26 protein-coding genes are annotated in these 26,201 nt (G+C 62.8%); 17 read left to right on the top strand and 9 right to left on the bottom strand.

The window, feature by feature from the left end; all coding sequences use genetic code 11:
- The first annotated feature begins 131 nt into the window (after positions 1-131).
- From OZ411_RS33405 to OZ411_RS33390, 4 genes are all read left to right on the top strand, one after another.
- On the top strand, positions 132-314 hold the full coding sequence (locus OZ411_RS33405; protein ID WP_130578755.1) for a hypothetical protein: 183 nt from the start codon (positions 132-134) through the stop codon (positions 312-314).
- A 295-nt stretch (positions 315-609) separates the two neighbouring features.
- Positions 610-1,065 (top strand): Hsp20 family protein, encoded by a 456-nt coding sequence (locus OZ411_RS33400; RefSeq protein WP_282531344.1) that lies wholly within the window; start codon positions 610-612, stop codon positions 1,063-1,065.
- Between the two features lie 89 nt (positions 1,066-1,154).
- Positions 1,155-1,472: a hypothetical protein gene (locus OZ411_RS33395; protein ID WP_282531343.1), complete on the top strand. Its 318-nt coding sequence runs from the start codon at positions 1,155-1,157 to the stop codon at positions 1,470-1,472.
- Between the two features lie 24 nt (positions 1,473-1,496).
- A complete protein-coding gene (locus tag OZ411_RS33390) occupies positions 1,497-1,697 on the top strand; it encodes a hypothetical protein (protein WP_282531342.1) in 201 nt (66 codons plus the stop codon).
- A 47-nt stretch (positions 1,698-1,744) separates the two neighbouring features.
- Here OZ411_RS33390 and OZ411_RS33385 read toward each other — a convergent pair whose 3' ends face one another.
- Positions 1,745-2,164 (bottom strand): hypothetical protein, encoded by a 420-nt coding sequence (locus OZ411_RS33385; RefSeq protein ID WP_130578759.1) that lies wholly within the window; start codon positions 2,162-2,164, stop codon positions 1,745-1,747.
- Between the two features lie 587 nt (positions 2,165-2,751).
- Here OZ411_RS33385 and OZ411_RS33380 point away from each other — a divergent pair.
- On the top strand, positions 2,752-3,324 hold the full coding sequence (locus OZ411_RS33380) for a helix-turn-helix transcriptional regulator (RefSeq protein ID WP_282531367.1): 573 nt from the start codon (positions 2,752-2,754) through the stop codon (positions 3,322-3,324).
- Between the two features lie 238 nt (positions 3,325-3,562).
- On the opposite strand, the gene OZ411_RS33375 is transcribed toward OZ411_RS33380, so the two are convergent.
- The 3 genes from OZ411_RS33375 to OZ411_RS33365 all read right to left on the bottom strand — a co-directional run bounded on the left by OZ411_RS33375 (position 3,563) and on the right by OZ411_RS33365 (position 5,683).
- Entirely contained in the window at positions 3,563-3,811 is a 249-nt protein-coding gene (locus OZ411_RS33375) for a hypothetical protein (RefSeq protein WP_282531341.1), read from the bottom strand.
- A gap of 116 nt (positions 3,812-3,927) precedes the next feature.
- Positions 3,928-4,650, bottom strand: coding sequence for a Crp/Fnr family transcriptional regulator (locus tag OZ411_RS33370; RefSeq protein ID WP_282531340.1), 723 nt, complete (start codon positions 4,648-4,650; stop codon positions 3,928-3,930).
- Positions 4,651-4,975: 325 nt separating this feature from the next.
- Positions 4,976-5,683, bottom strand: a complete 708-nt coding sequence (locus tag OZ411_RS33365) for a Crp/Fnr family transcriptional regulator (RefSeq protein WP_282531339.1) — start codon at positions 5,681-5,683, stop codon at positions 4,976-4,978.
- Between the two features lie 824 nt (positions 5,684-6,507).
- Between OZ411_RS33365 and OZ411_RS33360 the strand changes: the two genes are divergently transcribed.
- The 5 genes from OZ411_RS33360 to OZ411_RS33340 all read left to right on the top strand — a co-directional run bounded on the left by OZ411_RS33360 (position 6,508) and on the right by OZ411_RS33340 (position 10,531).
- Positions 6,508-8,079, top strand: coding sequence for a flagellin (locus OZ411_RS33360; RefSeq protein WP_282531338.1), 1,572 nt, complete (start codon positions 6,508-6,510; stop codon positions 8,077-8,079).
- 201 nt (positions 8,080-8,280) lie between these two features.
- A complete protein-coding gene (gene flbT / locus OZ411_RS33355) occupies positions 8,281-8,661 on the top strand; it encodes a flagellar biosynthesis repressor FlbT (RefSeq protein ID WP_130578764.1) in 381 nt (126 codons plus the stop codon).
- Between the two features lie 218 nt (positions 8,662-8,879).
- Positions 8,880-9,290 carry a response regulator gene (locus OZ411_RS33350; protein ID WP_130578765.1) on the top strand — a complete coding sequence of 137 codons (411 nt, stop codon included), beginning with the start codon at positions 8,880-8,882 and terminating at the stop codon, positions 9,288-9,290.
- A gap of 33 nt (positions 9,291-9,323) precedes the next feature.
- Positions 9,324-10,199: a protein-glutamate O-methyltransferase CheR gene (locus tag OZ411_RS33345; RefSeq protein ID WP_282531337.1), complete on the top strand. Its 876-nt coding sequence runs from the start codon at positions 9,324-9,326 to the stop codon at positions 10,197-10,199.
- A 2-nt stretch (positions 10,200-10,201) separates the two neighbouring features.
- A complete protein-coding gene (locus tag OZ411_RS33340; RefSeq protein WP_130578767.1) occupies positions 10,202-10,531 on the top strand; it encodes a PilZ domain-containing protein in 330 nt (109 codons plus the stop codon).
- Positions 10,532-10,592: 61 nt separating this feature from the next.
- On the opposite strand, the gene OZ411_RS33335 is transcribed toward OZ411_RS33340, so the two are convergent.
- Positions 10,593-10,904, bottom strand: coding sequence for a hypothetical protein (locus OZ411_RS33335; RefSeq protein WP_130578772.1), 312 nt, complete (start codon positions 10,902-10,904; stop codon positions 10,593-10,595).
- 150 nt (positions 10,905-11,054) lie between these two features.
- Between OZ411_RS33335 and OZ411_RS33330 the strand changes: the two genes are divergently transcribed.
- Complete coding sequence (locus OZ411_RS33330; RefSeq protein ID WP_130578768.1) at positions 11,055-11,702, top strand: response regulator; 648 nt, start codon at positions 11,055-11,057, stop codon at positions 11,700-11,702.
- A 179-nt stretch (positions 11,703-11,881) separates the two neighbouring features.
- On the opposite strand, the gene OZ411_RS33325 is transcribed toward OZ411_RS33330, so the two are convergent.
- Both OZ411_RS33325 and OZ411_RS33320 read right to left on the bottom strand, forming a co-directional pair.
- On the bottom strand, positions 11,882-15,004 hold the full coding sequence (locus OZ411_RS33325; RefSeq protein ID WP_282531336.1) for a PAS domain S-box protein: 3,123 nt from the start codon (positions 15,002-15,004) through the stop codon (positions 11,882-11,884).
- Between the two features lie 212 nt (positions 15,005-15,216).
- Entirely contained in the window at positions 15,217-15,936 is a 720-nt protein-coding gene (locus OZ411_RS33320; protein WP_282531335.1) for a GntR family transcriptional regulator, read from the bottom strand.
- A 113-nt stretch (positions 15,937-16,049) separates the two neighbouring features.
- On the opposite strand from OZ411_RS33320, the gene OZ411_RS33315 reads away from it, so the two are divergent.
- The 6 genes from OZ411_RS33315 (at position 16,050) to OZ411_RS33290 (ending at position 22,918) form a co-directional block, all read left to right on the top strand.
- Positions 16,050-17,057 carry an ABC transporter substrate-binding protein gene (locus OZ411_RS33315; protein ID WP_282531366.1) on the top strand — a complete coding sequence of 336 codons (1,008 nt, stop codon included), beginning with the start codon at positions 16,050-16,052 and terminating at the stop codon, positions 17,055-17,057.
- Positions 17,058-17,061: 4 nt separating this feature from the next.
- Entirely contained in the window at positions 17,062-17,826 is a 765-nt protein-coding gene (locus tag OZ411_RS33310; RefSeq protein WP_282531334.1) for an ABC transporter ATP-binding protein, read from the top strand.
- Between the two features lie 11 nt (positions 17,827-17,837).
- Positions 17,838-18,701 carry an ABC transporter permease gene (locus tag OZ411_RS33305; protein WP_282531333.1) on the top strand — a complete coding sequence of 288 codons (864 nt, stop codon included), beginning with the start codon at positions 17,838-17,840 and terminating at the stop codon, positions 18,699-18,701.
- Positions 18,698-20,437: an L-arabinonate dehydratase gene (araD, locus tag OZ411_RS33300; RefSeq protein ID WP_282531332.1), complete on the top strand. Its 1,740-nt coding sequence runs from the start codon at positions 18,698-18,700 to the stop codon at positions 20,435-20,437. Before OZ411_RS33305 ends, araD begins: the two co-directional genes overlap by 4 nt.
- Positions 20,438-20,653: 216 nt before the next feature.
- A complete protein-coding gene (locus OZ411_RS33295) occupies positions 20,654-21,373 on the top strand; it encodes a ribonuclease activity regulator RraA (protein ID WP_282531331.1) in 720 nt (239 codons plus the stop codon).
- Between the two features lie 102 nt (positions 21,374-21,475).
- Positions 21,476-22,918 (top strand): aldehyde dehydrogenase family protein, encoded by a 1,443-nt coding sequence (locus tag OZ411_RS33290; RefSeq protein WP_282531330.1) that lies wholly within the window; start codon positions 21,476-21,478, stop codon positions 22,916-22,918.
- A 49-nt stretch (positions 22,919-22,967) separates the two neighbouring features.
- Here OZ411_RS33290 and OZ411_RS33285 read toward each other — a convergent pair whose 3' ends face one another.
- Positions 22,968-23,528, bottom strand: coding sequence for a flavin reductase family protein (locus tag OZ411_RS33285; RefSeq protein WP_282531329.1), 561 nt, complete (start codon positions 23,526-23,528; stop codon positions 22,968-22,970).
- A gap of 343 nt (positions 23,529-23,871) precedes the next feature.
- Positions 23,872-25,986: a S9 family peptidase gene (locus tag OZ411_RS33280; RefSeq protein ID WP_282531328.1), complete on the bottom strand. Its 2,115-nt coding sequence runs from the start codon at positions 25,984-25,986 to the stop codon at positions 23,872-23,874.
- Positions 25,987-26,201: the final 215 nt, after the last annotated feature.

Genomic DNA, 26,201 nt, shown 5'->3' with positions numbered 1-26,201 from the left:
GCGAAAGCGGGAGCCTCGGCTGGACCGGGACTGCTGCTCTTTGCGGAAAAGAACGGGGGAAGAGATAACGCGCGGAACCAAGGGGCGGTCCGGCGACTTATCCGCGCAGGCTCTCATCGAGGCTCAAGAAAATGAAGCTGCTGCAGCGTCTCTCCCGGCTGTTCTGGCGGCGCCGGGAGTTGCGCCAACCGCCCGTCTTTCCGCAACCCACCATCGATGCCGACGAATTCACCCGGCTCTTATGCAGCCGGCGGGTCGAAGATTTGAAAACGCTGGCGAAGAAGCTGAGCCAGCAGCCGAGGGCCCACGCCTGAGGCCTTGGTCCGTCGCCTCTCCCTGGCTGCGCTTCCCGCTAACGGGGGCGCAGCGGGCCCGTTGTTTGTCGTCACTACGATATCGCGGTGAGTGCCACTATTTCGGCCTGATCCCCTCGCGTCGAGGGTACCAAAATTTTTTCGCGACCTCCCCTTGAAACTGGATCGGCCTTTTCCAAGATTTTTTTCGCCATCCGGTGGATGGCGTCCGAGCGCCTGATGGGCCCGGACTAGGACGGGCACCGGTAGTGTCCGGTGCCGCTCGTATCCAACTTGCTCATTGGAGGATTTGGTTATGCGCAGCTACGACTTTGCTCCCCTGTGGCGTTCGACCATCGGGTTCGACCGCCTGTTCGACCTCGTCGATGCCGCGGCCCGCGCCGGCGAGGACAACTACCCGCCCTACAACATCGAACGGCTTGGCGAAGATCGCTACCAAATATCGCTTGCGCTCGCGGGCTTCTCGCCCGACGAGATCTCGGTGACGGCCGAGAGCAACGTGGTCACGATTGAAGGCTGCAAGTCCGACAAGGCCGAACGCGAATACCTCTATCGCGGTATCTCGGCGCGGCCGTTCAAGCGGCATTTCAATCTCGCCGACTACGTGCAGGTGAAGAGCGCCGCGTTCGACAACGGACTACTGAAAATCGAGCTGGTCCGCGAGGTGCCCGAGGCCATGAAGCCGCGGCGGATCGCCATTGATGGCGCTCCCGCGAGCAGCGTGCAGCAACTCGAAGCAAAAGCGGCGTAACGTCGTCGGCACGGCGATGCGCACCCCGCCCGGTCCAAGTGCCGGGCGGGACGGTTGAAACTTGTCTGACAAGCATTGGGAGCAACCAAATGATCGATCACACTGACAATGTCGTCGATTTGAATGTCATCCTGCACCCCGCCTCGGCTTACGACCATCCGCGCGACGTGTTGGCGGATGCGCGGCTGTCGACGGCGGAAAAGCGCGCCGTGCTGGCCTCATGGGCGTCGGACGCGGCCGCAGTTTCGTCCAGTCCGGCATTGCGTGAACTTCCCGGCGCCAAGTGTGCCGTCAGCGTCGATGAGGTGCTTGAAGCGCTGTCGGCGCTCGACCCCGATCCCTCGGGATCGCCGGGCGGCAAGCCGTACCGGCGGAAATCGACCTCGCGCGTCGCGCTGGCGGCGTAGAGCACATCAGGAGCCGGGGAGATCATGTTCCGGGTATTTGCGAGGAATGGTGCAGGCGGCGTCTCCGTCATCCTCGCAACGGCGGCATCGGCGCTGGGAAAGGTGGAGGAGTTTCGCGACGACGGATTTCGCATGGTCTCGGTGCTCGATGCATCCGGAGCGACGATCAGCGAAGCCGAGCTGACTGCCATGGCGCAAGCCGAGGGCAAGGGCGCCTTGCCATGAGGCATGGCGCCTTCACCCGCGCCATGCCAAAACGGCCGAGCGATGCCCTACTGCGCTTTCTCGTGTGCGGCCATGCCGACCGCCTTGTAATCGTAGGTCGGATAGAATTCGGTGCGATAGGCGCCCCAGGCCTTGTCCTCGAGCACGCGATTGACCTCGCGCAGCCGCGATGCCGGCAGCCGCAGCGTCACCACTTGGCCGATGCCCATCATCACGTACCAGCTCACGACCTCGACGCCCGCGGGCGGAAAGGCCTTGTAGTAGCCCTGCTTCTCGAGCTGTGCGTTGAGTTCGCTGAGCGGGCGCGACTGATCGTGCTTCAGGAACACCGTGATCATCACCGCATTGTCGGCCGTCGGCGGCGCCGTGCCCTCCGCGGGCGCGGTCTGCGCAGTCGCGGCCGATGCGAACGCCAAGGCGCAAGCAAGTGTCGCCATTGCAAGCCATGATCCGGTTACTCGCGCCATCGCGGTCTCCCTTCATCGTTGTGAAGATTGAGATCACGATCATTGCGGTGCCGGTGAAGGCTGTAAATCGCAAACCCCGGTGCGAGGCGCCGCGCATCGATCACAAATCATGCAGCAATGCCCTGCAACGGGTTGACTTCTCGCGCACACATCACTCCGGCCCCATGTTCGTGTCATGTCAGCGCAAGCGCCGCGTGATCGTCGTCAGGCCCGCATAAGCGTTCTCTGGAAAACTCTCGAACTCGCGCATCGATGATGCGGTTTCCCTTCGCGTCATCGGTGATTCGCTGCGCGTTCGGGAACCGTCACATGGAACTCACAAATATGCTTGTGAAATTACGCCATTTCGCCACAATTTCAGTATTTTCCCGATGAGTAGAAATACTGAGATTTGCCACATTCCTGCGAGAATTGTTGCAAACTCTAGGCGCGTCTGCCTCTATTTCCTTGTGAGCTGGCAACACATGGTCGCGTTCTCAGTATTCCTACTGAGTGCCGAGTTAACGCGGGAACAGCCTTAGGGTCGCTAGATCGGTCGCATGACACAGCACGAGCATCGAGCCGACGGGTCACATCTGTCGAAGTGGATGGAAGACCGCGCCCCATTCGAGAGCAATCGTGAGATTGTGGAACTCGCTGCACAGCGTGCGCGCGCGACGGAAGAGGCGGGCGCTGCGATCGCGCGTCAGTTCAACGGTCCGATGACGGCGCTCCTGCTCTACATGAACGAGATCAAGCAGCACAGTCATCAGTTCGCGCATTCGCCGGCAGCCCGAATCTACCTGCAGCAGGTGGTCGAGAACGCCCTGCAGCAGACCGAGCGCGTCTGCGCGATGCTGAAGCAGATTTCGGAGATTCATCCGGGAGCCGCTACCGTCATCGATCAGAAGGCCGGATGGGACAATCCGCCCGCGCACATCAAGGACGAAAGCCGGCCGCCAAAGGTGACGGTTACATCCAAGGCCGGCCAGAAGCCGCTCACCAGGCGCGAGCGCGAGGTGCTCCGTCTCATCAGCGAGGGCTATTCGAACAAGCAGGGCGCGCTGCACATGAAGATCAGCCCGCGGACATTCGAAAGCCATCGCGCCGAAGCGATGCGCAAGCTCGGCGCGCGCAACACCGCCGAGCTCGTCCGCAAGGCGCTGATGCAGTCGTCCTGATCTGTCGAGCGCGATGGATTGGATGGCAGCCAGAGGCGGCAACGCACGCCGCAGGCGGGGGCAGTGAAGCGTCATAAAGCACGACGCACTTGCGCGGAGCTTGCGCTTAAGCAAATAACGATTCGATTCAAATTGATAGCATCGTAGCCCGGGTGAAGCGCCAGCGTAACCCGGGGCCGCGGTCGACACCTGCGTGAATCTCCCGGGTTACGCGTTCGCTCCACCCGGGCTACGTCGTTCAGAGGTAATCTTCCGCGAAGGTGCGGATGCGCGGGGCTGACCGCAGGTTCGCAGTGGCGGGCTTCGGCGTCTCCCGGATGATCGTGATGGTCCAGGCCGCCGGAACGCTCGACTTGTTTTCCACGATGGATCGAACGTGACCTGTGACCGTCGCGCCGGCCGAACGTGCGGTCACGGTCCTGCCGTTGAACTGTGCGATACGAAAACGCCTGGCTTCCTTCTGGTCCGTCGTTTCGAACGTGAACATGTCAGCTCTCCCGTGTTCACGTCGATTATCGCCGGTTAAGCTTAGCCGTCCGTGAAAATTGAGAGCCGTAGAAGTACGGCCGGGTTTCCACCCGGGAAGCAAGCGCGCGGTTGCGCTTATGGCGTAACCGAATCGCACCCCTGAATCAGGCGGGTGTATTGGGCTTTCACCGTCGCGTAGCATTCGCAAGAGGTCTTCATCAGGCCGTCGAGATTGGTGATCTCGATATGGCCTCGGCTGTAGTGGATGAAATCCGCCTGCTGAAGCGTGTGCGCGACCAGCGAGACGCTGTTGCGGCGCGCGCCGATCATCTGCGCCATTGCTTCCTGCGTCAGCACGATCTTGTCGCTTCCGGACAGGTCGCGAGTGTGCAGGAGGCATCGTGCGAGCCGCGATTCCACGGTGTGCGAAGCGTTGCAGCCGGCGGTCTGCTGGACCTGCGCATCGACCGCAAGTCCGTGCCGCGCCAGCGCGTAGCGCAGCGTCGCGCTCTGGTCGGCGGCGAAGCGAAGCTGCTCGAGGTCGATGGTCGAAGCGATGCCGGGCACCACCACCACCGCGCTGTTCAGTGCGGTCGCGTCCCCCAGCGCGGCGAACGCGCCGAAGATGCTGTCGCGCCCGACCAAGGCGATCTGCACGTGCTCGCCGCGCCCGACCTTCACGACCAGGGAAATCGCACCCTTGTGCGGCAGGTAGGCACGCTTGACTATTTCGCCGGCCTCGACGAGGACCATGTCCTGGATGAGATCGACTGTGCGCAGGTGCGGGCGGATCAGTTCGAAATCGGATGCCGATAGTGCGGACAAGAATCCGTTTAGCGGACGAGGAACCGAATCCAAAGCAGTCTCCTGCCTCATTGCTAGCGTGTATCTCGGCCTGGCAGCCGACACACGCTGCCCGAGTTGCAAGATGGCCTTGCTGCGCATCGCGGGCAAGGAAAACCTGTCCATTTGACGGATGTCGTTTGATACTCGCCGGCGACTGTGGCCTCAGCGACGCAGGTTCCGCTGCTCAGAGCGTTTTCGAGCGCAGTGGACACCGGTTCGCATAGCAATCATGTTTACGCAGACTGCGTAGACCTATCTGCGCAGAAAACGCGTCAAAATAAGAATCTAGAGCTTCGGTTCTGATTCCATCAGAACCGAAAATGCTTTAGAGGGCTTCTCATTCCGTCTTGAGCAGTCGACCGCATTGCGTCCTCACCGCGGTGTAGCACTCGCAGGCGGCTTTCTGCAGACCTTCGAGATCGATGATTTCGATATTCCCGCGGCTATAGCGGATCAGGCCGGCCTCCTGGAATGCGTGTGCCACGATCGAAATGGCATTGCGCCGAACGCCGAGCAGCTGCGACAGACATTCCTGGGTCAACGCGAGTGGTCCTCCGCCGCACAACTCTCGCGTGTGCAGCAGCCAGCGCGACAGCCGGGATTCGACCGTGTGAGATGCATGACATGTCGCGGCCTGCTGGGCCTGCACCGACAGCGCCTGCTGGTGCCTGACCAGAACTTGCCGCAGAGCGCTGCTTGCCTCCATCGCGGCGCGCAGCCGATCGGTTGCGAGAACCGAGGCGATGCCGGGTATGATGACGACGGCGTCCGCCAGCGATGGTCCGTCATGGAGCACGGCAGTGCCGCCGACAATGCTGTCGCGTCCAATCTTGGCGACTTCGACGGTCTCACCTTCCGCGAAGCCGACGATCAGTGAAACCACGCCGCTATGCGGCAGATAGACATCGCCGATCGGCGCACCGGCCTCGAACAGCACGGTATCTTTCGTCAGTTCGACGATTGCGAGATGCGGCCGCAGCAACTCGAATTCCGCCGCTGGCAGAGTCTGCAACAGATGATTGGACGGACGCGATGATCCAGACATTCCCTCTCCTGCCGAAAGGCGGGAGCTCACGGTCTCGCGTCACCTACTCATGGCATGTCGGATAACGCGAAGAATAGCTTTCCCTCAAGATTGCACAAGAGCTACACGCGAGAGACTATACACCTTACCGGGCAGACAGACGTTTTCGTTTGCGACCGAACAAAAAATCGCGCGCTGATTCGCGCGAGGAAGCTGCGCTGAGGATGTCGACGCCGCGGGACAAGCGATCAACGGCGGACGGCTGTGCGAATGGTGGCACCGTGTGTATGCGAAATACCACGCGCACGATTGAAAGGAACTTGTTAGCGCGTTTTCGAGCGAAGTGGACACCGGTTCGCGTGAAGAAAACGCGTCAAAACAAGAATCTAGAGCTTCGGTTCTGATTCAATCAGAACCGAAAATGCTCTAGCGCAACGTGGCTGTCTTCTCCGACGAGACAAGCACGAAACATTCCCACAGAATTCGAAAAGAAAGCCGCGCGACGACGATTTGAATCAAAGTCTTGGCGCGACGCTCTCTCGATCGCGGTGAAGAGCACAAATCCATCACACTCGCTTTGTCTGTCGACGACGAGATTTGCCTGCCGCGTGCGATCCGCAATCGCAATCCATCGTGCGTGCTGCTGTTTCGATCTGCGCATTCACACTTGCGATTATCTCAGTAGAATTACTGAGAAATGCGTCTGCGCGTGGAGTTTCTGGGTATTTGTACTGAGGAGCGATTTAACGAACGGGTAGCGCCGCCGGAACAGTGTGGCACGGTCGCGGGAGTGAAATTTCCGGCGGCTGCGTCAATCGTGTGTTCATCCAGAAGGGTATCAAACTATGTCCGGCATTATTCTTTCGTCTTCGGTTCGCCAGAACCTGCTCTCGCTGCAGTCGACCGCTGATCTACTCGCCACCACGCAGAGCCACCTTTCGACTGGCAAGAAGGTCAACTCGGCCCTCGACAATCCCACCAACTATTTCACCGCCGCCTCGCTCGACAACCGCGCCAGCGACATCAACAACCTGCTCGATGGCATCGGCAATGGCGTGCAGGTGCTGCAGGCAGCCAACACTGGCATCACTTCGCTGCAGAAGCTGGTCGACAGCGCCAAGTCGATCGCCAACCAGGCGCTGCAGGCGACCTCGGGCTATTCGTCCAAGTCGACCGCCACGTCGGCGGCCGTAACCGGCGCGACTGCCACGAACCTGCTCGGCGATGCAGACACGGCTGCGACCGTATCGGGCACTGCGGTGACCAACCTGGCTGGTACGGAAACGCTGGCGGCTGCCGGTTTCGCGAATAACGACTCCTTTACCGTCAATGGCAAGACGATCAGTTTCGTGACGGGCGCCGCGGCCGATGCTGCATCCACAACCGATGCCACCACCGGCAACGTGACGGTCAGCCTGTCGTCGACCGCCGGCGGCAAGGTTAGCGACGTCCTTGCGGCGATCGACGGCATCACTGGAGGCACATCGTCGATCAGCGCGGGCAACGTTCTGACCATCAGCAACGCCGCTAGCGACAAGACCAACAGCATCACCCTCGGTGGAACCGGCACCGTCCTCGCCAAGCTCGGCCTGACGACAGGTGAGACCAAGCCGACCAATACCAAGAATAATCAGGTCCTCAGCATCGATGCGATCGGCAGCAAGGCGGCTCAGACCATCACCATCGGAACCGGCGCCGGTGCGGTGAATACCCTGGACGACCTGAACAAGAAGCTCGCAGACAGCAACCTGACGGCTTCGATCTCCAGCGATGGCAAGCTGAGCATCACGACTGCGAACGACGATGCGTCGGTTGATCTGACCGGCAAGATCACCGGCAGCGCCACGGGTGCCAGCGGCCTGCTCGGGACCCTCACCACGACCGCACCTGTCAAGGACATCAACGCGCAGAACACCCGCGCGGATCTGGTGCGCCAGTACAATATTGTGATCGACCAGATCAAGACGACGGCGCAGGATGCCTCCTTCAACGGCATCAACCTGCTGAACGGCGACCAGCTCAAGCTGGTGTTCAACGAAACCGGCAAGTCGTCGCTGACGATCAACGGCGTGACCGACGATCCGGGCGGCCTCGGCTTGGCGGCGCTGACTTCCGGGACCGACTTCATCGACAACGACAGCACCCAAAAGGTTCTCACTTCGCTGAACAACGCGTCGAGCACGCTGCGTTCGCAGGCGTCGGCCTTCGGCTCGAACCTGTCGGTCGTGCAGATCCGTCAGGACTTCTCCAAGAACCTGATCAACGTGCTGCAGACCGGCTCGTCCAACCTGACGCTGGCCGACACCAACGAGGAAGCGGCCAACAGCCAGGCGCTGTCGACCCGCCAGTCGATCGCGGTGTCCGCGCTGGCGCTCGCCAACCAGAGCCAGCAGAGCGTGCTCCAGCTCCTCCGCTGAGCGCTGCGACGAAACCGAACACGGAAGCGGCGGAGGCAACTCCGCCGCTTTCGGACTGACGAATTGCGAGACCGGATGGCGGCGTGCCCAACGCCGGTTTGCGCGACGAAGATTTCGAAGATCGAGGGCGAGCAAACGCCCAGGTCTTTATCTAGAAAAGCCGTTGCCTAGAAAAGCCGTTGCCTAGAAAAGGAGACGATCATGCCGTTACGCGTCGAGCTGAAGCCGTTTGAACGGATCGTCATCGGCGAGACCGTGCTGATCAACTCCGGCACCCGCACTTCCTTCCTGATCGACGGCGAAGCGCCGATCCTGCGCGAACGGGACACCGTGACCGCGGAGACCGCCAACACCCCGGCGAGGCGGCTCTATCATTGCGTCCAGACCATGTACCTGAAGAACGAGGTCCAGCGTTATCGGACCGCCTATCTCGGCTTCGCCAAGGAGCTGCGGGAGGCCGACGCCAGCACGGGCGAGGCGCTCGATCTGGTTAACCGTCATGTGGCGGACGGCGCGCTTTACAAGGCGCTCAAGGAAATCCGCAAGCTGATGCAGCGCGAGCAGCAGCGCGCCGCGGCCTGAGCCTGCCGGCCCGCCCTCGCACGCGAAAACTCCAACGAATTCATTGCCTTCGTGCCGGTACGCGGCAGCGATCGATTCCGAGGCGTTCGGCATCGGCCGCGCCGCACGGTATCAACATGCCATCCGTATTCGCACGGACGGTAAAATTAAGTGGTTGTGAGCCGCCAAGGCCTATCGATTGACCAGCATCTACAAGAACAATCGAGAGGCGAATTCAGATGGACGATCCCCGTGTCGGCGAGCAGGCGCGGACCTGCCTTGTCGTCGATGATTCCAGCGTGGTGCGGAAAATCGCGCGCCGCTTCCTGGAAGAACTCAATTTCCAGATCATCGAGGCCGAGAACGGCGAGCGGGCACTGGACGCCTGCCGGCGCGCCATGCCCGCAGCGGTGCTGCTCGACTGGAACATGCCGGTGATGGACGGCCATGAATTCCTGCTCCATCTGCGCCGGCTGCCCGGCGGTGACCTGCCCAGGGTCGTGTTCTGCACGACCGAGAACAACATCGATCACATCTCGCGCGCGCTCGAGGCGGGCGCCGACGAATACATCATGAAGCCGTTCGACAAGGACATCATCGCCGCCAAGTTCCACGCAGTCGGCCTGATCGCAGCCTCGATGCCCGCCTGATCGTTCGAAAATCCCTTGCGCTGAGAGGCCGCCGTGAACGCTTCCGACTACGAGTATCTGCGTAAATTGCTCAAGGACCATTCCGGTCTCGACCTGTCCGCGGACAAGCAATATCTGATCGAAAGCCGCCTGCTGCCGCTGTCGCGCAAATGCGGCCTCTCCGGTATCGACGATCTCGTGCAGAAGATGAGGGGCGGATCGGCCCGCCATATCGCGCAGGCGGTCGAGGCCATGACCACCAACGAGACCTTCTTCTTCCGCGACAAGGCGCCGTTCGATCATTTCCGCGATACGATCATCCCGGAGCTGTTGAAGGCGCGGGCGGGCCGCAGGACGATCCGGATCTGGTGCGCCGCCGGCTCGACCGGGCAGGAGCCCTATTCGCTGGCGATGTGCCTGAAGGAGATGAGCGCGCAGCTTGCGGGCTGGCGCACCGAGATCCTCGCGACCGATCTGTCGCAGGAAGTGCTGGAGAAATCCAAGGCCGGAATCTACAGCCAGTTCGAGGTGCAGCGCGGCCTGCCGATCCAATTGCTGGTCAAGTATTTCAAGCAGAACGGCGAGATCTGGCAGGTCAATGCCGACATCCGCGCGATGGTGCAGCACCGGCAGCTCAACCTGCTGCACGACTTCTCGCAGCTCGGCACTTTCGACGTCATCTTCTGCCGCAACGTCCTGATCTATTTCGACCAGGACACCAAGATCAACGTCTTCAACCGCCTCGCCAGGTCCCTCGAGACAGACGGCTTCCTGGTGCTCGGCGCGGCCGAAACCGTCGTCGGCCTGACCGACGTCTTCAAACCCTGTCCTGAAAAGCGCGGCCTCTATCGGCCGACCGGCACGCGTCCCGCGGTCGCCCCGATGGCGGCTGCCGCGATGCCCAGGATGGCCGCGATCGGAGGACGCTGACGATGAAGGAGACCAGCAGGGCAGCGGAGCGGGTGACATTCAGTCGCGGCTATGAGGTGTGCATCATGGCCATCGATGGAACCTGGCGGCGCAATTGCGTGCTCAACGCCATCTCCGAGAATGACGCGGCGCTGAATGTCGAAGGCTCGATCCAGGGCCTTAATCTTAAGGAGTTCTTCCTGCTGCTGTCCTCGACCGGGCTTGCCTACCGCCGCTGCGAACTGGTCCGCGTCAACGGCACCGAGATGGACATCCAGTTCATCCGGGGCAGGCCTGTGAAGAAGCGCGTCGCCGCAGCGGAGGGAACTGAAAGCCGCAAGACCTCGAGCTAGAGCGTTTTCGAGCGAAGTGGACACCGGTTCGCGTGAAGAAAACGCGTCAAAACAAGAATCTCTAGTTCAGGCGGTGCTCCATTGCCTTGGCCTCGAGCAGGAACTCGAGGGCCGCGCCAAGGCCGGCGTCGCATGCCTTCAGCACCGCCCCCGCTTTGGCGTAGCGGGGCGTGACGTCATCAAGCACGATAATGCCGGTGTCGGCGGCGTCAGTGGAAGCAGGCGAGGTTTCGCAGGCGATCGCGCTCTCAATCCGCAACAGGCTCGCCTGCACCTGCCCGATCAGACACATCAGGTCCGAGACGATTGATTGATAGGCGTCGTTTCCGTCGACGGCCTCAATGACGATATCGCTTTTTGCAGCTTTCTGCATGCGCATTCTCCACGGTGGCCTATCTTTAGGGACCCCGGTGCTACTTGTGCGTTAAGCCGTCGTCCCGTACAAATACGGGCCAGTTCGGTGCGATGTCGATTGGAGCCATTGTTCGGTTTGCAGGTTTCACCACTCAGGGACGAATGACCTATGGCTGAGAGTGCCCCCTCCCGCGGGGAGATTTTCGTAGTCGACGACGATCCCGCCGTCCGCGACACGCTTTCGATGGTCCTGTCCGCAGCCGGCTATCAGGTGATCTGTTTTGCCGACGGCGCGGCGCTGTTGTCGGTCGCGCGAACCAGGACGCCGGCCTGCATCCTGCTCGACGTGCACATCCCCGGCAAATCCGGCCTCGATATTCTAAGGGAACTGCACGGCGAGGATTATCCGGCGCCGATCTTCATGATCTCGGGACAGGGCGACATCGCGATGGCCGTCAGCGCCATCAAGAACGGCGCGCTTGACTTCATCGAGAAACCGTTCCGCGGCAGCGAAATCGTCGCCCGCCTCGATGAGGCGATCGGCGCCTATACGCGGCGGCAGGCCGACAGTTCCGCATCGCGGATCGCGACGCTGCATTTTCCGGGACGCGAGCCATTGACGCGGCGTGAGCGCGAGGTGCTGGAACAATTCACGGCGGGCGCTTCCAACAAGGAAGCAGGACGTCACCTCGGCATCAGCCCGCGCACGATCGAAGACCATCGCGCCAACATCATGAAGAAGCTCGGCGCCAGGAACGCCGCCGACCTCGTGCGCATCGTGATGACCGCGCAGCAGCAGCAACAGCGCTCGGCCTAATTCGCCGTCCCGGCCTTGAGCCGGGACCCATAACCACAAATGTTGGTTGCGGCGCGAACGGGCGGCCACAGCGTTTTACATCACATATGCCTGTGGTTATGGGTCCCGGGTCAAGCCCGGGACGACAGCGTTATTTGCTGTGAGATATTGCAACATCTTTCGCATTTGAGCTGGCAGCCCTATGCGCTGAGCGCCTTGCGGATCATGATCGCCATGTCCGACTTGCGATAGGGCTTCGCCAGCAAGAGCACGCCTTCGTCCAGCCGGCCGTGATGGATGATGGCATTCTCGGTGTAGCCCGAGGTGAACAGCACCTTCACGTCGGGCTTCAGCTTGTGGATCTCCTCGGCGAGCTGGCGGCCGTTCATGCCGGGCATGATCACGTCGGTGAACAAGAGGTCGAACGGCCGGTCGGCGCGGGCGATGGCGAGCGCGTCTGCGGCGTTTGCGGCAGCCAGCGTGACATAGCCGAGCGAGTGCAATTGCGTCAGCACATAGTCGCGCACCAGCTTGTCGTCCTCGACGACGAGGATGGTCTCGTTCCCGCCCTCGAGCCTGGCCGCGAACGTCGGCTCGATCGAGGCCGTCGCGCGGGTCGCAGGCGGCAGGTACATCTTGACCGTGGTGCCGTGGCCTTCCTCGCTGTAGATCTTGATGTGCCCCGCTGACTGCTTGATGAAGCCGTAGACCATGCTCAGGCCGAGCCCGGTGCCCTTGCCGGGACCCTTCGAGGTGAAGAACGGGTTGAACACCTTGTCGATGATGTCGGAGGGGATTCCGGTGCCGGTGTCGCTCACCGCGATCATGGCATAGCGCCCCGGCCGGACGTCGCCCTGCAGTTTCGCGTAGGTTTCGTCGAGGAAGACGGTGCCGGTCTCGAGCACGAGCTTGCCGCCATTGGACATCGCATCGCGGGCGTTGAGCGCGAGGTTGAGGATTGCGGTGACGAGCTGGTTGGGGTCGACGACCGCAAGGCAGGTCTCGTCCTCGAAGATCGATTCAATCTCGACATGCTCGCCGAGCGTTCGCTGCAACAGCTTGGTGGTCTCGACGATCAGGAGGTTGACGTCGATCTCGCGTGGGTCGAGCGGCTGCTTGCGGGCGAATGCAAGGAGATGCTGGGTGAGCTCGGCGCCGCGCCCGGCCGCCTCGTCGATCATCTTGGTGATCGCGGCAAGCTGCGGCTCGTTCTTCACCGCGTCGGCCAGGATCTCGATCGTGCCGGTGATGACGGTGAGGATGTTGTTGAAGTCATGCGCGATGCCGCCGGTGAGCTGGCCGACGGCCTCCATCTTCTCCGCCTGCCTCATGCGCTCCTCGGCGGCGATCTTGTCGGTGAGGTCGCGGACGAAGCCGTTGAACACGAAACCGTCGCGGGTCTTCAGCGCGGCGATGCTCAGTTCCGCGGTGAACTCCGTGCCGTCGCGCCGCCGTGCCAGCACCTCGCGGCGCGGCTGTTGCAACTGTACGCCGCCTGATTGCAGGAAGGCCCCCAGCGCCGCCCTGAGCGGGCCGTCCGGCCGCCCGAGCAGCTCGAATACGTTCTTCCCGAGCGCCTCCTCGTGAGGCCATCCGAATAGGCTTGCGGCTTGCGGATTCCAGTAGCGGATGACGCCCTTCTGATCGATCTGCACGAAGGCGTCGAGCGCGCTGTTGATGATGCCGCGCGCCAGTTGTTCGCTCTCGCGCAAATTCTCCTGCGCCTTGCGGCTTTCGGTCATGTCGCGCGCGGTCTTGCAGATGCCGATGATGGCGCCGGATGCCGACTTGATCGGCGAGATCGAGAGCGAGACCTCAACCGGCGTGCCGTCCTTGCGCAGGCGCACGGTCTCGTTGTTCGCGATCGTTTCGCCCCAGCCGATCCGGCGTACCACGTCGTCTGTCTCTGCGGTGCGGTCGGGCGGCACGATCAGCGAGATGTGCCGGCCCACCGCCTCAGTCGCGGTATAGCCGAACAGCCGCTCCGCGGCCGGGTTCCAGCCGGTGACGATGCCATCCAGCGAGTGCGTGATGACGGCGTCGTTGGCGGATTCGACCGCGGCGCTGAACAGGCGCTCGCGCCCGGCGAGGCGGTCCCGCGCGGCTTCGGTCCGCAAATGTTCGACCACCTCGCGCTCGAGCGCAACCGTCTTGGCGTTCACCTCATTGATCACGCGCACGAAGGCGCGCGCCAGCACGCCGGTCTCGCCCGGCGCGTCGACCGGAATTGCGTCCGTGCCCTTCTGTGCGACGCTCTCGATCGCCGCCGTCAATTGCCGGATCGGCCGCATCAGCGACCTCGCGATCAGGATCGCCAGTCCCGCCGCGGCCAGCACGGCTAGCAGGCCGACGACGATCGAACTGTTGCGGATCGTCGCCGCCGGCGCCATGAACACGGCGTTCGGAACCGTCTCGATCACCGCGATCCATTGATTGTCGACGAGCAGCGCGGGCGCCAGCGCCACGCCGTTGGGCCGTCCGCCCGAACCTTCGACCATGCGCGAGAAGGCCAGCGTGGTGCCCGGCGCCGACGCCAGATAGGGAAAGTCGCGCCGCCAATCGGCTCCTGTCTGCGCGCCGAATTCACGGGTGCGGTCGGGATGGACGAGGTAGTTGCCCCGGCCGTCGACCACATAGGCCGCTTCGCCGGGCCGTACCGAACTCCGCACGCGGTCCAACTCGCCCCGCATGTCGATCTCGATCAGGATGATCCCGAACGGCTTGCCGTCGGTCGCCGGCACCGTCGTCGCCACCCGCAGGATCGGCGCCGGCTGCGCCGCGCCGGCATCCTTGTCCAAGTCGACCGGCGAGACATAGATTCCGCCGACACCAAGTGCGAGCGTGTCGCGGAAATAGGGCGCGTCACCGGCGCGCGGCAACTCTGCCTCCGGCACGGCGCGAACGGCGCCGTCCGGCGCCGAACGGTCGGCGCGGACGATCTCGTGCCCGCCATCGGCAACGCCGATATAACGCAGCCGCGCGTAAGCCGGCTTGATCGCGAGCTGCGCGGCCAGGCGGTTTTCCAGCCGCTCCCGCCACAGCGCCTCGCTGACATGATCGACCGGATCCGTCCCGTCGTTGAGACGGGCCCGCATCATGCCGATCACCGCGGCAAAATCGCGAAAGATCACGATGTCGGCGCGCGCGCTGTCGGCATAGGAAGTCAGGTCGCCCGCCACAAAGCGCGAATAGGTCTCGATCCGGTCGAGCACGCGCGGCACGAACGCCTGTTCCAGGTTGCGATAGCTCAGCCATGCGACCGCGCCCACTGCGATCGCAACCAGCGCAATCATGGCGATGGCGAGTCTGGTTGTGAGCGTCATCTGTGCGGTCGCGGCCTTCCTCTGTCCGGACCAGGCGACGGGGTGTCATCCCGGCTCGGGCGACTGATGCTAGAGCATGATCCGGAAAAGTGGAAATCGGTTTTCCCTCGCGACAAACGCAAAAGCGTTTGCGCGGAGATCATGCTCATACAAAGAGCCAAAGCGGGATGACAATTCGAAGAAAAATCAGTTCGACGCCTACGCGCCGCGCATCAGTCGTTGAAATAGTGCGGATGCCGCGCGCGGATCTGCGCGAGCTCGCTCAGCGTCCCCGACAAATGGGTTCGCAGATGTTTTTGCGCTTCCTCCGGCTCACCGCCGGCGATAGCCTTGGCGATCAGCTTGTGATGGCGGACGATATCCTGCGCCTTGCCGGGCGAGGGCAGATGCAGCCGGCGCAACCGGTCGATATGTCCGCTGCGGCTGCGCATGAGGGTCCAGAGCTCTTGCTTGTCGGCGGCCTCGTATAGCTGCGCATGGAACTCGTTGTCGGCGGCCATGAATTTCTCGAAGGCGCCGGCCTTTGCAAACTGCTGTTGCCGCGCGATGGTGGAGTTGAACTGGGCGACGAGCGCCTCGTCCGGTTTCAGCGCAAGCACGCGCACGATCTCCAGCTCGAGCGCCTGGCGCAGGAAATGTGCCTGCTGCGCGCGGCGCAGGTCGATCCGGCTGACGACCGTCGCATATTGCGGGAACACCTCGACGAGACCTTCCTCCTCGAGCCGCTTCAGCGCGTCGCGGATAGGCGTCGAGGAAACCCCGAACTGTTCTGCCAGCGCGGCGCGCGACAGCGGGGAGCCCGGCGGCAGTTCCAGCGCGATGATCATGCCGCGCAGGCGCTCAAACACCTGCGGCGCCGCCTGACGGTCGCGATCGAGCAGCCCGCTCGATCGCGGGACGACACGACGCTGGCCGATTGCGGGTTGATCCATTTGAATTGCCGTTACGCCCGGCGAGAGGCTTGCCAACGATGCACTAATACATTAGTGCATCTCCCCCGGGGTGGTCAATCCGCAACCCTCAGAGGAAACGCGTAATGAACAGGATGATGTGGCGGACGCTTGCGGGCGCCGCCGTGGCGGTTGGTCTGCTGCAGGGCTCGGCGGCACTGGCGCAGCAAAAGACCGAAATCGCCCTGTCGCGGCAGCCGGGTATCTTCTATATTCCGAGCCACATTATCGAGAAGCAGAAGCTGATCGAGAAACATGCCGCGGCGCTTGGCGTGCCCGGCGTCACCACCAAATGGCTGACGTTCTCTAGCGGCGGCGCGCAGACCGATGCGCTGCTTGCGGGCGGCGTCGACATCCTCAATACCGGCACCGGCAATCTCTTGCTGCTATGGGATCGTACCCGCGGCGGCGTGAAAGGCATTGTCGCCACTTCTGCGCAGCCGATGACGCTGATCAGCCGCGATCCCAACATCAAGTCGCTGAAGGATTTTGGGCCGAACGATAAAATCGCGTTGCCGACCGTGAAGGTCTCGACGCAGGCCATCGTGCTGCAGATCGCGGCCGGCGAGTTGTTCGGCCCGGATCAATGGTCGAAGCTCGATCCCAACACCGTGCAGCTCGGCCACCCCGATGCCTATGCAGCAATGTCCAATCCGCAGCATGAGGTGCGCAGTCATTTCTCGATCCCTCCCTTTACCTTCCTTGAGATGAAGAATGTGCCGGGCGCGCATGTCGTGCTGAACTCGCCTGACGTGATGGGCGGCCCGCTTAGCCAGGCGCAATTCTTCACCACGACGAAATTCGCCGACGCCAATCCTAAAATCATCCAGGCCGTGCGGCTGGCGACCAAGGAGGCGCATGACCTGATCCGAAGCGATCCCAAGCTCGCGGTCGAAATCTACAAGGAGATCACTGGCGACAAGACGTCAGTTGAAGATTTGCTGGCCTGGCTGAAGGAGCCCGGCATGATGGAGTGGAATCTGGAGCCGCAGGGCACCATGAAATTCGCCAACCATCTCTTCAGGACGGGCACGCTGAAGACGCAGCCCAAGGCGTGGACCGACTATTACCTGCCGGTCGCGCACGACCTGAAGGGCAGTTGATCCCATGGCGCCGCTCCTTAACGTCTCCGACGTAACGCTGCGCTACAAGACGTCGAACGCGGTCATCACGGCGACCGAACGCGTCTCCTTCACGGTCGATCGCTCCGATCGCTTCGTGCTGCTCGGGCCGTCCGGCTGCGGCAAATCCACGCTGCTGAAGGCGGTCGGCGGGTACTTGCAGCCCAGCGAGGGCAAGATGCGGATTGACGGCCGCGAGATCGTCGAGCCAGGCGCCGATCGGATGATGATCTTTCAGGAGTTCGATCAACTCCTGCCGTGGAAAACCGTGCTGGAGAATGTGATGTTTCCGCTCCTGACCGCGCGGCGGCTACCTCGCAAGGAAGCCGAGGCGAAGGCGCGGGCCTATATCGAGAAGGTCGGGCTGACTCGCGTGGTTGACAATTATCCGCATACGTTGTCCGGCGGCATGAAGCAGCGCGTCGCGATCGCGCGCGGCATGGCGATGGAGCCGGACATTCTGCTGATGGACGAGCCGTTCGCGGCGCTGGATGCGCTGACGCGACGGACTTGCCAGGACGAATTGCTGCTGCTCTGGTCTGAGACCAAGTTCACCGTGCTGTTCGTCACCCATTCAATCGCGGAAGCTATCAAGATCGGCAACCGCATCCTGCTGCTGTCGCCGCATCCGGGGCGGGTGAAGGCCGAGGTCGCTGACGTCGACCGCGTCTCCAGCGAAGACGGCAGCGCTGCACGGCTGGAGAAGCAGATACACGATCTGCTGTTCGCCGAGGCGGCAACCGCACACTGAGGAGGGGCGCGATGAGAGAGGCAACCATCCTGCTGCGCGAGGGCAACGCAGTGGCCGCGCCGGCCGCAAGCGAGGTCGAGCGCAAGCTCAGTGTGTGGGAGCTGCTCTGGAACGACGGATTTGTGCGCAAGGGGCTCATCATTGTCTTCCTGGCGGCAGCCTGGGAAGCTTACGGTCTGTTGCTCGACAATCCCCTGCTGTTCCCGACCTTCCATGACACCGTCATCACGATGTTCGAGAAGGTGCGCGACGGCACCATCCCGATGCGGGCATGGGCGTCGCTAAAAGTACTGTTTATGGGTTATTCCGCCGGCATCGCCCTGGCCTCGATCTTGACCATCCTCGCGATCTCGACTCGCATCGGCACGGATTTCCTCGAGACGATCACGGCGATGTTCAACCCGTTGCCGGCGATCGCGCTCTTGCCGCTTGCACTGATCTGGTTCGGGCTTGGCAATGGCAGTCTTGTGTTCGTGCTGATTCATTCCGTTCTCTGGCCGGTGGCGCTCAACACCCATGCGGGTTTCAAGAGCGTCTCCAACACGCTGCGCATGGTCGGCCGCAATTATGGCCTGCGTGGACTACCCTATGTGGCGCGCATCCTGATCCCGGCGGCTTTCAGTTCGATCCTGACCGGGCTGAAGATCGGTTGGGCCTTTGCCTGGCGCACGTTGATCGCCGCCGAACTGGTGTTCGGAGTGTCGTCGGGACAGGGGGGCCTCGGCTGGTACATCTTTGAGAACCGCAACCTGCTCGACATTCCCGCCGTGTTCGCCGGATTGTTGACGGTGATCATCATCGGCCTGATCGTCGAAAACCTGATCTTCCGCACCATCGAGCGGAACACAGTCCAGAAGTGGGGCACCCAGACATGAGCGATAAGAGGAAGCGGCCCGACCAACTCCGCAGCGCGCGCTGGTTCGCCCCCGATGATCTCAGGGCCTTCGGCCACCGTTCGCGCGCCATGCAGATGGGTTATGCGCCGGAGGAGTGGAAGGACCGGCCGGTGATCGCGATCATCAACACCTGGTCGGACGCCCAGCCCTGTCACATGCATTTCAAGAGCCGCGTCGATGACGTCAAGCGCGGCGTGCTGATGGCGGGCGGCTTTCCGATGGAACTGCCGGCGCTGTCGCTGTCGGAATCGTTCCTGAAGCCGACCACCATGCTCTATCGCAACATGCTGGCGATGGACGCGGAAGAACTGCTGCGCGGCCATCCGGTCGATGGCGTCGTGCTGATGGGCGGCTGCGACAAGACCACGCCGGCGCTGTTGCTCGCCGCCACCTCCATGAACCTGCCCACGATCTATCTGCCGGCCGGCCCGATGCTGCGCGGCAACTGGAAGGGCCGCACGCTGGGTTCGGGATCGGACGCCTGGAAATATTGGGACGAGCGGCGTGCCGGCAAGATTTCCGATGATGACTGGGTCGACATGGAAGCCGGCATCGCCCGCAGCTACGGCACCTGCATGACCATGGGCACCGCCTCCACCATGACCGCCATCGCCGAATCCATCGGCATGACGCTGCCGGGTGCCTCCTCGATTCCGGCGGCGGATGCCGGTCACATCCGCATGGCCTCCGAATGCGGCCGCCGCGTCGTCGACATGGTCTGGGAGGATCTGACCCCGCAACGGATCCAGACGCGGAAAGCGTTCGAGAACGCGATCACGGTTGCGATGGCGATGGGCTGCTCGACCAACGCGATCATCCATCTGATCGCACAGGCCCGCCGCGCCGGCCAGGACATCTCCCTCGACGATTTCGAGAAGGCGAGCCGCGAGGTGCCTGTCATCGCCAATGTCCGCCCGAGCGGCGATCTCTATCTGATGGAGGATTTCTTCTATGCCGGCGGGCTGCCGGCGCTGATGAGCCGGATCAAGGATCATCTGCATCTCGACTGCCTGACCGTGACCGGCAGGACGCTGGGGGAGAATATCGCCCGCGCCGAAGTCTATAATGACGATGTCATCCGCAGCGTCGCGAACCCGATCTACAAGGAGGGTGCGCTCGCGGTACTCAAGGGCAATCTCGCCCCCGACGGCTGCGTGATCAAGCCCAGCGCCTGCGATCCGCGCTTCCTGAAGCATTCAGGCCCGGCGCTGGTGTTCGATGATTACCCCTCGATGAAGAAGGCGGTCGATGATCCCAACCTCGACGTCACCGCCGATCATGTGCTGATCCTGCGCAATGCGGGGCCGCAGGGCGGACCGGGCATGCCGGAATGGGGCATGCTGCCAATCCCCACAAAACTCGTGAAGCAGGGCGTGCGCGACATGGTGCGGATCTCGGACGCGCGCATGAGCGGCACCAGCTACGGCGCCTGCATCCTGCATGTGGCGCCGGAAGCTTACGTCGGCGGCCCGCTCGCGCTGGTGCAGAATGGCGACCGCATCACCCTTGATGTCGCCGCCCGCAGCATCACCCTCGATGTGCCGGAGCAAGAGCTCGAACGTCGCCGCGCCGCCTGGAAGCCGCCGGAGCGCCGCTACGAGCGCGGCTATGGCTGGATGTTCTCGCGCCACATCAAGCAGGCCAACGAAGGCTGCGATTTCGATTTTCTGGAGACGGGCTTCGGCAAGCCGGTCGATGAGCCGTCGATTTATTGATGTCTTCTTCACCTCTCCCGCTTGCGGGAGAGGCGTAGGCCGCCTCCGGCGGCCGTTCTTAAGACACGCCGAAGCGGAGCTTCGGCTATGGCGCAGCGCCGGGTGAGGGCTCTCTCCACTGGGGGACTCGCGGAGAGAGCCCTTACCCCAGCCCTCTCCCGCAAGCGGGAGAGGGAGCAGCAGCATCTCTCCCGGAATGACGAAGGAGCAGTCCATATGTCCAAACTCAGCGACGCCACCCGCAACAAGCTAAAAACCGTCTCCACCGCCACCGTCGCCACCGCGCTGTACAAGCGTGGCTTCCGCATCCAGTGCATCCAGGATGTCCACCCCTTGAGCCCGGACCAGCCGACCATGGTCGGCGAAGCCTTCACGCTGCGCTACATGCCGGCGCGCGAGGACCTGAACAAGCTCGACGTCTTCCGCGACCGCTCGCACCCGCAGCGCAAGGCGATCGAGGATTGCCCGCCCGGCGCCGTCCTGGTGATGGACAGCCGCAAGGATGCGCGCGCCGCCTCTGCCGGCGCCATCCTGGTGACGCGCCTGATGAAGCGCGGTGTCGCCGGCGTCGTCTCCGACGGTGGCTTTCGCGATTCCGCTGAGATCGCCAATCTCGGCTTTCCCGCCTATCATCACCGTCCGAGCGCGCCGACCAATTTGACGCTGCATCAGGCGATCGAGATCAACGTTCCGATCGGATGCGGCGACGCGCCGGTGTTTCCCGGCGACGTGATCCTGGGTGACAGCGACGGCGTCATCGTCATCCCCGCGCATCTGGCCGATGAGATCGCCGAGGAAACCTTCGAGATGACCGCATTCGAGGATTTCGTCGCCGAGGAGGTCCGCAACGGCCGCAGCATCTTCGGCCTCTATCCCGCCACCGATCCGCAGACATTGACCGATTTCGCGGCGTGGCGGAAAAGGAACGGACGCTAGATTTCGTTGTTCGAGCATGAACTCGGCCCAAACGTTTCCGAGTCGTACTCGAACTCTTAAACCGATCTTTGGCACCAAGCCCGATCAAGACGGAGGAAAGCCATGCTGATGTTCAACAATCTGATCGACGGCGAATGGATGTCGGACGGCGCACGTTCGCCCAACGTCAATCCATCCGATACCAACGACATCGTCGGCGAGGCCGTGCGCGGCACCCGCGCCCAGCTTGATGCCGCGGTCGCAGCCGCCAAGGCGGCATTCCCAGCATGGTCGCGTGCGACGCCGCAGGTCCGCTACGACATCCTCAAGAAGGCGTCAGATGAAATCCTGGCGCGCAAGGATGAACTGGGCCGCTTGCTGTCGCGCGAGGAGGGCAAGACCCTGCCGGAGGGCATCGGCGAGGCCGCGCGCGCGGGACAGATTTTCGCGTTCTTCGCCGGCGAGTGCCTGCGCATGGCCGGCGAGAAGCTTTCCTCGGTGCGGCCCGGCATCGACGTCGAGATCACCCGCGAGGCCCTGGGCGTGGTCGGCCTGATCACGCCCTGGAATTTCCCGATCGCGATTCCGGCCTGGAAGATCGCGCCCGCGCTCGCCTATGGCAACACGGTTGTGATCAAGCCGGCTGACCTGGTGCCGGGATCGACCTGGGCGCTGGTCGATATCCTGCAGCGTGCCGGCCTGCCCAAAGGCGTGCTCAATCTCGTGATCGGTCGTGGCTCCGAGGTCGGCGCCGCGCTGCTCGAACATCCCGACGTCGCCGCGATCAGCTTCACCGGATCGGTGGCGACGGGCCAGAAGGTCGCGGCAGCCTGCGTGGCATCGCGGCCGATGAAGAAGTTCCAACTCGAGATGGGCGGCAAGAATCCGCTGGTCATTCTCGACGACGCCGACCTGAAGGTCGCGGTCGAATGTGCCGTCAACAGCGCGTTCTTCTCCACCGGCCAGCGCTGCACGGCGGCCTCGCGCCTGATCATCACCAAGGGCATTCACGACAAGTTCGTCGCCGCGCTCACCGAGCGTCTGGGCGGCCTCAAGGTCGACGACGCCCTGAAGGCTGGCACCGATATCGGCCCGGTCGTCGACCAGAACCAGCTCGATCAGGACCTGAAATATCTCTCGATCGGCAAGGACGAGGGAGCGAAGCTGGTGTTCGGCGGCGAGCGGCTGAAGCGCGATGCGCCCGGCTTCTATCTGCAGCCGGCGCTGTTCACGGAGGTGACCAACAAGATGCGGATCGCGCGCGAGGAGATCTTCGGACCGGTCGCGGGCGTCATTCGCGTCAATGACTACGCCGAGGCGCTGGCGACCGCAAACGATACGGAGTTCGGTTTATCGGCCGGCATCTGCACCACCAGTCTGAAATACGCCAGCGACTTCAAGCGCAACGCCGAGGCCGGCATGGTGATGGTCAACCTGCCGATCGCCGGCGTCGACTATCACGTTCCGTTCGGCGGCCGAAAGGGTTCGAGCTATGGTCCACGCGAGCAGGGCAAATACGCGGCCGAGTTCTACACGACGGTGAAGACGGCCTATACGAATCCGTAAGGATGGCGGACATTCGGGCGGCGCTGCCGCCGCCCGAATGGTCTTGCCGCTACAACATCTCTGGCTTGAACAGCTTGCGATATTTGCGCGTGTTCTCGCCGGAGATCATGAACTCGCCGTCGCCGCGATAGTGGATGGTCTTCGGATATTTCGGCGAGGTCGCGACGTGCGCTTTCACCACTTCCACCACGAATAGGCTGTACTTCCGGATCAGGCTTGAATCGATCAGCCGGCATTCGAAATTGGCGTAACACTCCTGGATCAACGGCGCGCGCACCAGCTCGCTGGGCCTGGGCGTCAGACCGAACTCGGCGAACTTGTCGATGTCGCGTCCGGAACTGTTGCCGATCCTGACCACCGTCGGCGCCAACTCGACGGTCGGCACGTTGATCACGCATTGTTTGCTGCGGCGGATCAATTCGAAGGAATGGTTGGCGTCCCAGATGTAGCAGCCGACCAGCGAGGGCTGAAACTCCATGATCATGTGCCAGCCCATGGTCATGATGTTGGTCTCATTCCTGTGCGCGGAGGAGACCAGCACGATCGGCCCGGGCTCGAGAAAGCGCCTGATGTTGTCGACAGGAAAATCCGTCTTGGTGTAGCGCGGCATCGGGCCTCCTCTCCTTCTCAGTTGTCGTCCTCGTTTGCGCTTCAAACTCCGCCGTCGTCCCGGCCAAGCGAAGCGCGAGCCGGGACCCATAAGCACAGGCGGTTTTGGTGACGAAGACTCGGAGTTACAGCCGGATTCAAGAAAGAGGTTTGGTGGTTATGGGTTCCGGGTCCCGGCTTCGCCAAGGGGCTTCGCCGCGGCGCGCAAGCCCGAGACGACGTGGGGAGGGAGCGGAGCGGAGGCTCATCTCAGACGCGTAGGGTGGACATAGCGCAGCGTGCCCACCATCCACGCTCGGTGCAGGAGAAGGTGGGCACGCTTCGCTTTGCCCACCCTACGTTTGCTACGCCGCCGCGTCCGCCATCCCCACCGTCCACAGCGCAAACGCATACACGATCGCGATTTCATCGAGCCGGTTGAAGCGTCCCGACGCGCCGCCGTGGCCCGCACCCATGTTGGTGCGGAGCAGGACCGGGCCGCCGCCGGTCATGGTTGCGCGCAATCGCGCGATCCATTTCGCCGGCTCCCAATAGGTGACGCGCGGATCGGTGAGGCCGCCCATCGCGAGGATCGCGGGATAGTCCTTCGCCGCGACATTGTCGTAGGGCGAATACGAAAGGATGGTGCGAAAATCCTTTTCGCTCTCGATCGGGTTGCCCCATTCCGGCCATTCCGGCGGCGTCAGCGGCAGCGTGTCGTCGAGCATGGTGTTGAGCACATCGACGAAGGGCACTTCGGCGACGATGCCGCCGAACAATTCGCCGACGCGGTTCGCGACCGCTCCCATCAGCATGCCGCCGGCCGAGCCGCCATGGCCGACGATGCGTTTTGTGCTCGTGTATTTTGCATCGATCAGCGCGCGAGCAGAGGCTGCGAAATCGTCGAAGCTGTTGGTCTTCTTCTCGCGCTTGCCGTCGAGATACCAGCCCCAGCCCTTGTCGGCGCCGCCGCGGATATGCGCGATCGCGTAGACAAAGCCACGGTCGACCAGCGACAGGCGGTTGGTGCTGAAGGAGGCCGGCATCGCCATGCCATAGGAGCCGTAGCCGTAGAGCAGGAGCGGCGCCGAGCCGTCGCGGACGAAATCCTTGCGGTGCAGGATCGAGACCGGCACCTCTGCGCCGTCATGCGAGGTCGCCATGATGCGGGTGGTGACGTAGTCGGCCGGGTCGTGGCCGGAGGGGATCTCCTGGCGCTTGCGCAGCACCCGCGTCCGCTTCGTCATGTCGTAGTCGTAGACCTCCGACGGCGTCGTCATCGACGAATAGGAGAAGCGCAGGTTCGTCGTCTCGAATTCGTAGGAGCCCATGGTGTCGAGCGAATAGGCGGCCTCGTCGAAGGCGATGGCATGCTCCTCGCAGGTCTCGAGATCGCGGATCACGATCGCCGGCAGCGCATTGGCGCGCTCCAGCCGCACCATGTGGCCGGAGAAAAGTTCGAGGTCGAGGATGTAGATGCCTTCGCGATGCGGGATCAGGTCGCGCCAGTTCTTGCGCTCGGGCGTGCCAAGCGGCGCCGTCGCCACCTTGAAGTCGATCGCGCCGTCGGCATTGGTGAGGATGAACAGCTCGTCGCCGCGGTCGGCGATCGAATATTGCACGCCCTCTTTGCGCTCGGCGATCAGCCGCGGCGGCGCCTCGGGATTTCTGAGATCGATCAGCCGCTGTTCGGAGGTCTCATGGTCGCCGCCCGCGATCACGCAGAAGCGTCCGCTCGCGCTCTCATGCAGATGGGTGAACCAGCCGGAATCCTGCTCTTCGTATATTAGCACGTCGTCGGCCTGCTGGGTGCCGAGCCGATGACGCCAGACCTGCATCGGGCGATGGTTGTCGTCGAGCTTGACGTAAAAGAAACTCCTGGCGTCGCGGCTCCACACCACGCCGCCATCGCTCTCCTCGACGATGTCGTCGAGATCGGCGCCGGTTGCCCAGTCGCGCACGCGGATCGAGAAATATTCCGAGCCTTTGGTGTCGGCGCTCCAGGCATGCAGCCTGTGGTCGGGCGAATGCCGGCTGCCGCCGAACCTGAAATAGTCGCGGCCCTTCGCCAACTCGTCGCCGTCGAGCACGACATGCGCCTCGCCACCGTCGCGCGGCATGCGGCCGAACATCTCGTGCTGCCCGCCCTCGCGGAATTTGCGGAAATAGGCGAAGGGACCGTCGGGCGAGGGCACGCTGGAATCGTCTTCCTTGATCCGCCCGCGCATCTCCGCGACCAGCTTCTTCTGCAAGGGTGCGGTGTGGCCAAGCAGGCTCTCGGTATAGGCGTTCTCGGCTTCGAGATAGTTGCGGATGTCAGGATCAAGGATCGAGGGATCGCGCAGCACCTCCTGCCATTTCGGGTCCTTCAGCCAGGCATAATCGTCGGTTACGGTGATGCCATGCCGCGTGAAGGAATGCGGCCGGCGCGGCGCGACGGGCGCGGGGTGGGCAGGTTTCTTGGTGGCGGATTGGTCCACTCGGTCCTCGTTCCGTTTCAAAGGCTATGCCTTATATCGGGACGCAGGCGAGGATTGCCAGATGCGCGAACCGTAGCCCGGGTGGAGCGCAGCGCAACCCGGGACCGTCGCTGCAGGTGGTGAGAGAACCCCGGGTTACGCTTCGAGACTGGGCAAGAATCTTGGCTGATAGGCCGATGCGTGTACGATTCGGTTATGCCGAATCATAGGTTCAA

It is taken from the genome of Bradyrhizobium sp. Arg237L (assembly GCF_029990105.1).
Lineage (GTDB): Bacteria > Pseudomonadota > Alphaproteobacteria > Rhizobiales > Xanthobacteraceae > Bradyrhizobium.
Note: the sequence above shows the minus strand (reverse complement) of the source record. Positions and strands in the feature narration are given on the sequence as shown.